Source organism: Enterobacter sp. CPE_E1241, assembly GCF_045618265.1.
GTDB lineage: Bacteria > Pseudomonadota > Gammaproteobacteria > Enterobacterales > Enterobacteriaceae > Enterobacter > Enterobacter adelaidei.
In genome coordinates this window covers 452950-465075 of the sequence record NZ_JBIWYV010000001.1, presented here as the reverse complement: position 1 = coordinate 465075, position 12126 = coordinate 452950, and the positions used below count along the sequence as shown (strand labels likewise).

General features: G+C 50.0%; 6 protein-coding genes and 1 pseudogene. 2 read left to right on the top strand and 5 right to left on the bottom strand.

Annotated elements, in window-relative coordinates:
- Positions 1 to 123: 123 nt before the first annotated feature.
- Positions 124 to 1170 (top strand): annotated as a pseudogene (gene umuC, locus ACJ9Y9_RS02185) (translesion error-prone DNA polymerase V subunit UmuC); the annotation flags it as partial.
- Positions 1171 to 1197: 27 nt separating this feature from the next.
- Here the strand turns inward: umuC and ACJ9Y9_RS02180 are convergent.
- From ACJ9Y9_RS02180 to ACJ9Y9_RS02165, 4 genes are all read right to left on the bottom strand, one after another.
- A complete protein-coding gene (locus ACJ9Y9_RS02180) occupies positions 1198 to 1989 on the bottom strand; it encodes a site-specific integrase (RefSeq protein ID WP_032676605.1) in 792 nt (263 codons plus the stop codon).
- A complete protein-coding gene (locus ACJ9Y9_RS02175; protein ID WP_032676604.1) occupies positions 1989 to 2807 on the bottom strand; it encodes a hypothetical protein in 819 nt (272 codons plus the stop codon). The genes ACJ9Y9_RS02180 and ACJ9Y9_RS02175 overlap by 1 nt, the downstream gene beginning before the upstream one ends.
- A gap of 82 nt (positions 2808 to 2889) precedes the next feature.
- The gene (locus ACJ9Y9_RS02170; protein ID WP_123923331.1) at positions 2890 to 3177 is read right to left on the bottom strand and encodes a hypothetical protein; all 288 of its coding nucleotides are present in this window, start codon (positions 3175 to 3177) and stop codon (positions 2890 to 2892) included.
- Positions 3178 to 3705: 528 nt separating this feature from the next.
- Positions 3706 to 6825: a hypothetical protein gene (locus tag ACJ9Y9_RS02165; RefSeq protein ID WP_407226053.1), complete on the bottom strand. Its 3120-nt coding sequence runs from the start codon at positions 6823 to 6825 to the stop codon at positions 3706 to 3708.
- A 447-nt stretch (positions 6826 to 7272) separates the two neighbouring features.
- Between ACJ9Y9_RS02165 and ACJ9Y9_RS02160 the strand changes: the two genes are divergently transcribed.
- The gene (locus ACJ9Y9_RS02160) at positions 7273 to 9102 is read left to right on the top strand and encodes a hypothetical protein (RefSeq protein ID WP_032676600.1); all 1830 of its coding nucleotides are present in this window, start codon (positions 7273 to 7275) and stop codon (positions 9100 to 9102) included.
- A 170-nt stretch (positions 9103 to 9272) separates the two neighbouring features.
- Here ACJ9Y9_RS02160 and ppl read toward each other — a convergent pair whose 3' ends face one another.
- The gene (gene ppl / locus ACJ9Y9_RS02155; RefSeq protein ID WP_032676599.1) at positions 9273 to 11960 is read right to left on the bottom strand and encodes an anti-phage protein Ppl; all 2688 of its coding nucleotides are present in this window, start codon (positions 11958 to 11960) and stop codon (positions 9273 to 9275) included.
- Between the last annotated feature and the right edge of the window lie 166 nt (positions 11961 to 12126).

Sequence of the window (12126 nt, the reverse complement as noted above, 5' to 3'; positions counted from 1 at the left end):
GATTAATATACGAAATTATTAGTTGTGAATCTTGAGATATGGTAACAATTTCGGACGTATGCTTTTAGTTCATAGTAATCTTTTAAAGCATGCATTATTTATATTGATTTTCTATTCCACATAAATGCCAGCATGAGCAACCGTGTAATGTCCCACCTGGAAGAACTGGCACCGCGCGTGGAACAGTACAGCATTGATGAAATGTTCCTCGACATCCGTGGCATCGATAGCTGCATGAATTTTGAGGATTTCGGCCGGCAACTACGCGAGTATGTCCAGAACGGGACCGGGTTAACAATCGGTGTGGGGATGGGGCCAACCAAAACCCTCGCTAAATCTGCGCAGTGGGCATCAAAAGAATGGGCCCAGTTCGGGGGCGTACTGGCCCTGACACCAGGAAACCTGAAGCGAACGGAGAAACTGCTGTCCCTGCAGCCAGTCGAAGAAATCTGGGGTGTTGGCAGTCGCATCGGCAAAAAACTGAATACCTACGGGATCACCACTGCTCTGCAGTTGGCCCGCATGAACCCGACCTTTGTGCGCAAGAATTTCACGGTAGTACTGGAACGCACGGTACGCGAACTGAATGGGGAAGCATGCATATCGCTTGAAGAGGCTCCTCCGTCGAAACAGCAGATTGTCTGTAGCCGCTCCTTTGGGGAAAGGATCACAACCTATGAGGCGCTGCGTCAGGCTGTTTGTCAGTACGCCGAACGGGCAGCTGAGAAATTACGGGGAGAACGACAGTATTGCCGGCACATCTCGGTTTTCGTCAAAACCTCACCATTTGCAGTCAAGGAGACTTATTACGGCAACGTGGCCAGTGAAAAGCTGCTCCTTCCCACACTCGATACACGGGACATCATCACCGCCGCAGTAAAAGCTCTGGATCGTATTTTTATAGATGGCCATCGTTATGCAAAGGCCGGTGTGATGCTGAATGACTTTACACCCACCGGAGTTTCTCAGCTAAACCTGTTTGACGAGATACAGCCGCGCGCAAACAGCGATGAGCTGATGAAAGTGCTGGACGGGATCAACCATTCCGGACTGGGAAAAATATGGTTTGCCGGACGAGGGATAGCGCCGGAGTGGCAAATGAAACGTGAAATGCTCTCACCTTCTTATACAACGAAATGGTCAGATCTCCCTTGCGCTTCGATTAGATAATTCTAGTAGCTCTGTATATGCACCGGTTTACCGCGCATGTTGAGTAATCTGCTTCATCAAACTTACTGCTTCATCTGCAGGCATCTGAAACTGAACCCGGTGCCTGGCAGCGACATCAAGGGCAAACACCTTCGTGTACACCTCCGTCGAGCTTACTGACTTATGGCCCATCAGGCTCTGCAGCACCTTCAGCGGAATACCGGCGTAAAGCATGTGCATGGCATAGGAGTGACGGAACGTGTGCGGCGTCACTGGTACGGAGAATGTAATGTCATCGGCCGCAGCGGCTTCGACCGCTTCATTCAGCCAGGTCCTGACCGTCCGATCGGTGATCTCCCAGATGCGTGCCTTTTCCATTCTGCCGGTATGTTTATTTTTACGTTCCAGCGGAATTTTCAGGGTGGCCACCATCATCTCCAGCTGGCTGACGTACTGGCTGTCGGACAGCGGAACCAGACGGTGCGCCTGACTGCCGGCGGGCGCACGGCCTGCCGTTCTGGCGGCTTTTTCCGCGCGCTGCTTCAGCGTGGCCAGCTGCACGAACGGGTACGGCGGCGCCAGCGAAAAATCCCCCCGCGTCAGCGCCAGTGCCTCGTTAATCCGTGCGCCGGTGTTCCAGAGGGTGGCCAGCAGCATCCTGCGGTGCAGATCCGGCACGTAATGGAGCAGGGCGCTGACTTCCGGTGCCAGCAGGTATTTCGGCAGTTCGTCGTGCACCAGAGCCATCTGGCGCAGCGCAAGCGCGGCCGGGTAGTCGATGGCTACCGGTAACAGCGCTGAAGGTGCCGGATGCTGCCCAGGGGTAACGAGTCCGGTCATCAGGATTCTTCTCCGGCTGGAGGGATGTACAGTGCTGATGAAATGATTTCCCGGTTTTCCTCGGTGCGCCAGTTACCGAAATAATCCAGTTCCAGACGCAGGGACAGATGAGCGGCCTCTATCAGGTCAGATACTTTCTGCAGGGCATTCTGCAGTTGCTGCGCTGATATGACTCGTGGCACATCGTATTCATCCACGCCGTTGCGGTGTACCAGATCGTTTCGCCAGTCTGCAATGATGCCCAGCGGCTTAACAGGCCAGACGGGCGGGATGTGGAGTACGGCACCGAAATAGCGCTCAATAGTTTTAACGTTATGAAACGTCATTCGGGAAACATAATTGCGCGCAGCAGGTCTGAACATATGAAGTTCCATCTCACGAGCTGACTGCTTTTCGTTTTTTTTGACACGTTCGGACTTCAGGTAATACTCCACAAGAAAACGACAAAGTGGCCAGTCATGCTCAAGCAGCGCCCTGGCGCAGTACATCAGGTATGCCTCCATCACTGTAACTGTATGCACGAAAGACATCCTGTACACCAGTTCAGACTGCTCCTTATCGAGCAGGGCATCTAGCTTCTTCAGTTCCTGTTTTGCATGCTGGTAGCGCTCCTGAATATTATTCAGGGAAGCCACAAACAGCCCGTGTTCATGATCCCATTGTGCTTGGTCTGCAAGCGCCTCCTGTTCCCAGTAGTACAGGTTCGCGGCCTGCTCCCATTCTTCAGAATTGGGGACTACATCCGGGTAATTATCCTCAAGCCATTCATCAAATCGTTCAGCTTCAATATCCATCAACTGGTCTTTGAGGCTTCCCATAACGCCATCCTCCTGTGTGTTTTTGTAAATGTGAAATCCCGCCCGCCATTACTCAGCGCCCCTGCACTGTTGTGAAATCCCGTCAATCGTCAGAATCACCACCGTACATCCGATTTATATAATTAACTGCTCCCATATCCAGCTGCATAACTGACTGGCGATTGAGGGGTGGCCAGACTTTATCGCTTTCTTTAATGCACCGGTCGGCAGCATTAAAACGCCATGTTTTGCTCTGGGCATCAAATCCAGCAAGTGAACGCCCACCCGTTATAAGTTCTGGTGTACCGGTGCCAAAATTCAGGATCCACAGCCACTCCAGTTTATAGTGCATGAGTCTCAGTACACTGATTAACTCTTTAAATGTCATCACGCCTCTCACTCATTCCACATAAAATGTTCCCGCCATGAAAACATATCTTCCTGACGCCATCCCTGCCTTTTGTATTATCGCGCTTTGTGATAATCACTCACCTGATAATAACCAGGCATATAACCACGCCATTAAATTACCGGATGCCGGTTCCGGCGGGATCCGATTTTCTTACGTATAACGACTTTCCGGAAGGGTACCACGGTCAGTGAAGAAGCAGGGCGGCCTTTTTCCGCCCTGCTCGCCGGGTCACGAAAGATGGCGAAAATACAGCATATAGCGTGACGGTGGCGGCATTCCCCCCACATGTCGGGTTAAATAGCCGCAGCGCCCCGGAGGGGGGAAGCAGATCCGGGTCAACCTTTTTTCGGATCTCAGGAGCGGGGAAAAGGGATTATTGTATGAATAGCACTAAAAGAGAAGGATTGTTGCGAATTGGTGATTATTCCCTGAGGAGCAAAATTTGTATTGATTGATAACTCTAATTCAATTAAACAGCGACCCCATCAGGGGTCACCGTAATTTTGATCAGCGATGTTCAAACCGCGCCACTGGTGTATCAGTGATTTCCATCTCCATCTCCCAGAGCGTTTTCATTACACCTTCAAGTGGATCGTCGCTGCTGCGGTAGAAGGTGTTGAAAAGGGTTCCATCCGGATACCTGAACAGCCTGAGTTCACCAAAGGATTCCGTGCTGACCATAAGTGAATACTCCTGTTCGGAATTGTGGACAAGGTAAATAATACAGTTATTTACCCTGAAGGGCAGAGAGTGGATACCCCTGGCTGACGCATCAGCATGTATGTCAAAAGCTGCATGTCTTTCCCGCTGATAGGCCAGACCTCTCAATTCTTCACTGAAGCAAGAACCATAGATCACCAGAATGTAATTCTTTTGATCAGCGGACCGTCGCGCGACTTGTTTTAGAAGAACATCCAGGCTTTTAACTTTCATCGTTAGTTTGGCCTGTGATTTCCACAGTAAATAATGCAGTTCGTTGAGAATATTTGACCTTACATCTGATACAGACGGAAAATCTCCGTAGAAATTACGATTTATCTCTCTGGAAACATACTCTTTGGAAACATTGCCTGAGATAAATCTGACCTGCCAGTGGCGATTACACTCTGTATCTTGAGAAAAGCTGAAATGTTTAAGTAGAGCATGTTCAGTCAATATTTCTGGGGATTCTTTTGTAAGACGAATATCGGTATTCCGCAGTCGTTCCTGGTCTACTTCAGCAGCAAGGATATCTGCCATTTTACTACGACTGAAAACATCAATGTATTTATCCAGAACATCATTAAAAAAAACCACATTCGTTACATAATCTGCTTCTGAAATGATATAGCCTTCATAAGGGACTGAAGGGTCTCGCTTCAGTCGTTCAAGAATAGAAATTATTCTGTGTTTACTGAAGTAGGAAAACAACCCTCCCGCCAGGGCTTCATTAACACGCTGTGTAACCTGTTCCGCAGGCCTTGCGAGCTTTATAGCCAGCAAGGCAAACGCCCCGTAGAGACTCCCTAAATCTTCATATACTCCTGTATACATACGCCCAGGAATGTAAGGCCTTTCATTATATGAGTTCATAACCTCAATGGTTTCGGATAACCCACTGTACCAGCTTGTATTCGTATGCAGATTACAGTGCTCAATTCTCAGTATCATGTCAATGATATCGACAGAACATCTGAATGCAGGCGTCAGCGTGTCATGTGTATCTCTATCTTCATATAATTCAGACATAATGAGATGATTCACAAGATCGGCTAAGTCTATATTTTTTTGCGGTTCAAAATGCGCAATAAGATACCCTGCCATTAACAACCGCAAATCAGATAAGGCATTTGAAAATATAATGGACAAGGCCGCATCTTTTTTATACAGGCTGCCCCTGAGTAACATATCCCACTGCGGATCAGTCTCCTTCTGGGACAGATAATCCGGAGTCAGGAAGAAACTGTGCCAGCGGTACTCTTCCTCCCAGTACCGTGTAAACCGGCTCTGATTAAACCAGAGGCAGAGAACGTCGTGAGCATATCGCACGGAAGAGGCATTATCGGCAACCACTGACGGAATAAGAAGCCTGGCGGTATTATGCAGATGATACATCAGGCGGCCAGAAGAATCTTCACTCCCGGGTTTGCCAGTGATCGTGGTCATACTCCAGCCTTCCCACAGTCCGATATACTCGCGGATAAGGGCCTGGTGAGTCAGCTCCTGGCTGGCCGAGAGGGGGCCCCCCAGTCCCGCTTTCCACTCGTTTAACACATGCCACACCCTGAAAAGCGAAAGTAAAAACTGTCTGAAATCGGTAAAACACGTGCTCTGTGTTTTTCTGTACACTTGCAATGGAATGGCCATCGATTCACGGAAATATTCGCCTGAATATTCCGTTGATTTTACGGATTCACGAAAAAACTTTCTCAATTCATAATGGAATGAATCACTGAAAGTATGGCTAAAACCTGATTCTTTTACTTCATCCAGATAATTTTTATCGACCCCGTAATTGTAACTTCTTTTGATAGAGGTATAGGTATCTGTTAATCGTTCAATCCCTGTTCTGAAGACGCTAATATTTTTATCGTTAAGTGCATCGTAAGCCTCACCAAAGAAATCAAAAGTAATATCATCCAGATCCCTTTTGTTCTCAGGGCGCCCTGTTACAATACAACGGCTAAATAACCACCGCCACAATCCTGAAACAGGCTTGATATTTCTCGATGACAATAAAGTCAGTTCACCAGAACGAACACCAAAGGAGGGCAAAATGATAATTTCCGCATCCTGCCCATCTACCGCCTCTAGCCTTCTCAGCAGAAATAAAAATGGCCTAACATAAATATCTGTAACAACATCACCTTTACTGATATTAGATTTAACATGAAGCATGTCGTCTTTCTCAGAGATTGAGTAAGGCAGTGTTTTAATATTACCGAGGTAATTTTCACCTACGTTAGCCCCCGGGTAGCGCAGCCACGCCAGAATATATGCTTTTTGAATGTAGTCATCCACTATCTGAGACAAAAAAAACTTATTCATTAGTCGATCGCGCTTGCTCTCATCCAGGACATTCAGACTGGAGACGAAGAACCAGATAGACAGAATAATATTGAAAAGCATCCACACAAAAGCAGTAACGGCGAAAGCTGTATTAAGGTATCTGTCACCAACAGATAACGTCATACCGCCCAACACAATAAATGCGGCAAGTGACAGTCCACTCAGACCAGCAAACAAATATCCGGAATGAAGTTGATATGCTGATTGGATATGGATCCTTGCTGATTTTTTTTGAAACAGAACACTTATAAGGCCCACGACAAGTGGAAAAACGATACCGATAATAGTCAACTGGCTACCCAGTAAATTAGACATCCAACCTGAAAGCGTGGTAATACCCTTGAAATGCTGCAGAGCGAAAGGTAGTAGTACAGGGCGAAAATATTCGACCACGCCAACAGCCGCGAAGGCTGCGGACCAGAGAACCAGCATAGCCCGGATGTAATGGGTGGTGCAGGCAATAAGTATTCTCTCCACCGGGTTCCAGCGTAGTTTTTTGTAATCCCGGTTCGACTTCAGGCTCCGTCGGAGCTCAGCTCTGACCTGCCATGAGACACTTTTTAGAAGTTTTCCAAACATAGATATCCTGCGTTTTCCATAAGAAATTTCATGAATAATAAGCGGTAGGGAGCTTTTTTTCTCTGGAAAATGTCACCTGATGCCCTTCATGCAAAGTTCGTCACCCTATTATCCGATTTATGCTTTTTTCGGATCGAAGGGAAACAGAACATTGCATAATCAGAGACAAAATCGGAATACAATGCAATTTTAGCAATGATGTAATACTGTGAGCTTTACAACCTGCAATTTCTAGGAGTGCCAAGGTGAAACAAGGATCCCGGACTGCTGAAAAAAAAGCCACCAGTAAGGGTGGCTTTCTGAAGATGAGGCCCTGAGCCTTCCCGGGACTGAGCCACTGACAGAAGGGAGAGCCGTTTTTTTCGGTGACATCCCCCGCATGGCGGCAGATGATTTAAATATGGTATGAATGAATCATAACTCACCGTACAAGAGATTTCCAGACCTATGCGTATCGACCGACGTCTGAACAGGGACGTGCTTACCGAGCGTCAGCTCTATTTTACTGAATGCTGGTCCAACTTCTGCCATAAAAACAGCCCGGATACGGACCGTGTCGGATACAGCAATCCACTCAACACAATCCGCGAACTGCTGTTTCTTTACGAAATGGAAGATCGTTTCAGTGCCGATAAAAAAAGACTCCGGGTGGCCACAGAACTGCTCGAGTTACTCGAGACCGATCAAGTTCTCAGGAGAGAGGCATTTGAGGACATCCCCGCTCAACTGGTGAGTCTTCTGGACAGAGATCTGCTGGTTGACCCCACTCGCAGCCCGGTGGAAAAGCGTCCTCGTCTTATCTGTAGCCTCTGCGTACAACTGGCGGATATCACCGAGGCCAGTTATATCACTGAGGCTCTTGAGATGCTTGAACAGGAGCTGTTTACAGAGCACCCTCTGGATGAAAACTGTGCGCGGGATATTTACGCACTGACGAACGGGGTCATGAGTGTGCTCCTCACCCGGGGAATGACGCTTACGGAATGTTACTTGCTGTACATCAATATTTTCAGAAATGTGAGTACTGAACCGGACGCTTTCCGGACCGCCTTTCACTCGTTCCGGCAGAAACTGGTAACACCTACCCGGGACGTAACAGTCCGGATGTTTATTATCAGTGAGAAACTGCACACCCTGCTTAACACGCAAGGACCCACACTGCAGTTCAACGGATGTGTGTTCCGGCCACTTGATGAAGCCCGACAACGCTTCTCCCTCTCTGTCGATATACCAGTTTGCTCAATGTCTGACACATCTGCCCGTAACATGGCCGGTCAGATGCTTCGTGAATCCCTGGATGTCATTGCCTACATGGTGGGTAAGGGAGATATCACCGTCCAGAAACAGTTCATGATAATCAGGGATGAAGACGAAGCCGAAGTGCCGCGCTTCGATAATGAAATCGAGGCAAACTCGGACCGGTTAACGGACGAGGAGTTTGCGCGCTTTATGGTGGCGATGAACCGGCTATTCACAGATACACCGGATGTGTCCCGTAAAAAAATCAGCTCCGTATTTCGGTTTTTCCGTAACGGTATTGAAAGCCAGGTTCAGGAGAGTCGTTTCACCGCTTACTGGTCGGCACTTGAATCATTAACGCTAGGGGTTGCCCCTGGCACACCATCACATGAACAGCATGTCATCAGCGTTGTGGCTCCCTGCATGGTGCTGGATTATATTGTTAAACAGCTTTTTTCACTAAGAAAAGTGCTTCGCTTCATCCTGCGAGAACCGGGACACCCCTTACGCACACCAGACATTGCCTCACTTCCACTGGGGCAGCTCTATGCCCTTCTTAAAGATGCAGACCGGGCCCGGGAGCTTCAGGCAGATTTACAGCACTTTCCGTATGTCATGTACCGAGTGCGTAAGCTTGCCGGGATCTGTGCGTCACCCGAGAAAATGGCGGATAAACTGCAGCAGCATGCAGAGAAAGTCACCCGGCATCTTCACCGCCTGTATCTGCTGAGAAACACCATCGTGCACAATGCAGGCACCAGCCCGCACATTGACCTGCTGACGGTGAACCTTGAACACTATCTGCGGGCAACCATCAGCGCGTTGTTTAATATTGTGGTGATCCACCCAACCGTCAGTACCGCTGAGGAAGCATTTACCCGGTGCCAGTTTACCAGTGAGTCAGTTTTCAGGGAACTGAACCCCCTTCACGGAATCACTGAAAAAAAACTGTACACAGCCATTGATAATCAGCTGAAAAATGGGACGCTTTCCCGTAGCGATGCACTTCTGATTGCATGGCTCAATGCTCACCACTGACACTCTGGTGACGGCTGTCAGGGGAAAGGGTAACTCACAGGCCTCATCGGCCCCCATCATGCTGCCTCCAACAGCATGATGGGGGCCAATGTTCGGGTTTTCAAACACTCAATGGCACGCAGGTGCTACTCTTCTGACACGTCTGTCTGCCCTAGGGATGGTACAGTTTCTCAGCTTAGTATCCGCTCATAACGGGAACGGAATGCTTTTTCCCCTCCCTCCATTTGTCGGCAAATCAGCGCCTTCACCGGCGTCTCCTGAAGCGCTCCACAAAGCCCCGGGTACAGGCCAGAGCGGTCGTGTTGCATACTGATAACGTATTCCGCATCACCATTGACGACTATTGGGGCAGAATGCGACACGATAATCAGCTGCCGGCGTTTCTTGTTTGCCATGATGGCAGGGATAACGCTCATGCTTAGCATCAGGCAGTCCAGGTCGTCTTCTGGTTGATCCAGCAGAAGTGGATCGGTGCCATACGACAACAGGAACTGCAACATGCTCGCCCCTTTTTGTCCTGGTGAGGCAGAGGAAATGTCTTCCATTCCTCCCCCGGGCGTCTGGTAACGAATGTGGATCCCGTCATCCGGATACCAGCATTGCAGGGCATCCAGTTGCGCTTCATTCAGACCTTTAAGGCGATTTCTGAAAGCACCGTGAAGCTCTGCCCCGGCGCCCGGCTCCTCGCGATTGATAGCAAGATGCAGCGCTTTAAGCTTATCCAGCTCAAGATATTTGCTTTCCGTAGCCGCTGGCATCGGACTGTACGGACGCAGACTGATAAAGCCGTGAAGCAGCCCGCTTCCGTCACCATTATCATAGATACGTTCGGCAAAGTTGCCTATGCCGGTTACCGCCTGATAGCCAGATACAGTGTCTTCATACGGGGCACAGAGCGGCAGAATTTTTATTTCCAGCGCGCTGAGAGACAGGGAGGACAGAAACGCCTTCCGCTTTTCGGTCAGTACCATACGGTGGTTACGCATTTCAGCCAGCAATTCTGCGGACTTCGCTGCGGAGGCAGCAATCGTCCCGTCAAGATCGGCGTAATTTCTCAGCTCCGATTTCAGCGACTCGCAACGTGTCATCAGCTCATCGAGGACATTCGGATTGAGCCCCTGCTCCCGTAACGCAATAGCCTCACGTTGTACGGTTTCCTCCTGGTTGCGGACCACCTCTTCCAGTGCGAGAAGAGAGGGCTCCTGCCTGATGGCATCGAGTTCCGCGGCATAGTCTGACAACAGCGTGTCAAGACGCTGTTCATATTGTTGCTGTACGTCCGAAAGACGCGTCATAAATGCTGTCAGTGGTGCAGACGCCTCCACCTGGAGAACCGGGACTTGTACTGACTCTTCCGCCTGCGCCCTCAGGCCAGCGACACGCTGTTCATGATGCTCCAGAGGAAGAGTCGCCGCAGACAGTTCAGCCCGGGCCGTGGCCAGACGGGTGCAAACTGGATAGTACGCACTGGACCGCAACTGACTGACGGCCCGTTCAGCATCAGACAGCTCCCCCTGCAGTGTGCCCGCGATCGTCTGGCTGGCCAAGTGACCACGCAGCGTGATTTGCTCATTCAGATATTCTCTTTCCAGTTGATCCCAGCGCTCTTTCCAGGCACGTTTGTTGACCACCGGACTCTCGTCACAGACGCGCAGGAATGCCCCTGTGTCCGACGCCAGCTCGTAGAGCATTTTCTGGCTGTATATCGAGAGGGGAAAACGGTCTGCTGACCAGTGATTGTCCTGCACCCACTGACCTTCGCTGAAGATATGCAATTCATGACGACCACCGGGCCGCCAGCTGAGCCTGAAATCGGTGCCTTCTTTGCGGAATACACATTCGATGAAAGAATCCGCCTCCATGCCCATCCCCGTCTGACTGAACTGGCTCAACTTGTTGCTTTGAGACACAGTCAGTCCTTCGGTTTTTCGCATGGCCAGACGGATACTTTCGATAAGCGTGGACTTACCACTGCCCCGGGAGCCGATCACCGCGTTGTAAAACGGACTGAACTCGACGGAGGCCCCATTCTGGTCCGCCGGCCGGCAAAGTCGAGTCCTGAATGTCAGGCTTCGCAAATGTGAAGCTGGTGCCTCCGGAGGGTTATCATCGAACAACACGCAGTTTTCCGGATCGAGTAATGCATGCCTGAGACCGTCAAAATCAGGCGCGGACATCTTCAGCCAGCAAGTGCGCACTCCCGCTTGTTCAGGGTGGTGCGCATCTGATCCCCGGAGCCATGGCAAATCCGCAATCAGACGCCGGTGAGTCCCGTTCGTAATATCCTCCTCCCTGTGTCTGATCTCCACAGCATGAGGGTTTGCCTGAAAAGCGGCAGCCAATTCCCCCTGATTAGTAAGGCTTGTCAGAACGCCTTTCGCTGCATCAATGTGTGCGAGGATACAAATCGCTTCCGGGTTACGACGGATATTACTGATGATGCCCGCAGGTCCCAGCTGGAGCACAAGCTGATGATTGGGGGTTTCACGCGGAATAGGGAAGTTGTTGTTGCACTGGGCCAGGAGCCGTTCCACCTCGGCACTGGTGCTCTGGGTGTGCAACACTGCGAGGATATGGACGTTGCCGGTGGCCGTGAGCTCCACCCCCGGAAACAGAGTCAACGGCCGGAAGTCTGCCAGTTCACCGGAACTGGCGTCCCGGGACATGTTCGCCAGTTCCGCTTTCAAAACGTCAATCCAGGCCCCACTGTTATGGTCACTAATGACAACACAGTCGACCTGCTGTCGCATGTAAGCCAGCAGCCATTCCCGGGGCTGGAGATCCGGTACTCTGTAGTCATCTGAGGCCGGGGTATGGTTATGAAAATCAAATTTAAACCAGCGTGATCCTACCGTCATTGTTTCTTTTCCATGTGATGCCAGAAGTCATCCCACTATAGAAGCATTCACCTAGTAATCCAGAAACATTTCGTCATATATTCTTAGGTTGCGGGCTGGAGCTCGCCGCCAAAGAACGCGCAGGTGAGCCGATACCCTCCCCCAATAGCGCTTTATAATTTGCGTG

Excerpts from the sequence above, each read along its gene's own strand:
- ACJ9Y9_RS02180 (WP_032676605.1), bottom strand. The coding sequence starts at position 1,989 with ATGACCGGACTCGTTACCCCTGGGCAGCATCCGGCACCTTCAGCGCTG.
- ACJ9Y9_RS02175 (WP_032676604.1), bottom strand. The coding sequence starts at position 2,807 with ATGGGAAGCCTCAAAGACCAGTTGATGGATATTGAAGCTGAACGATTT.
- ACJ9Y9_RS02165 (WP_407226053.1), bottom strand. The coding sequence starts at position 6,825 with ATGTTTGGAAAACTTCTAAAAAGTGTCTCATGGCAGGTCAGAGCTGAG.
- ACJ9Y9_RS02160 (WP_032676600.1), top strand. The coding sequence starts at position 7,273 with ATGCGTATCGACCGACGTCTGAACAGGGACGTGCTTACCGAGCGTCAG.
- ppl (WP_032676599.1), bottom strand. The coding sequence starts at position 11,960 with ATGACGGTAGGATCACGCTGGTTTAAATTTGATTTTCATAACCATACC.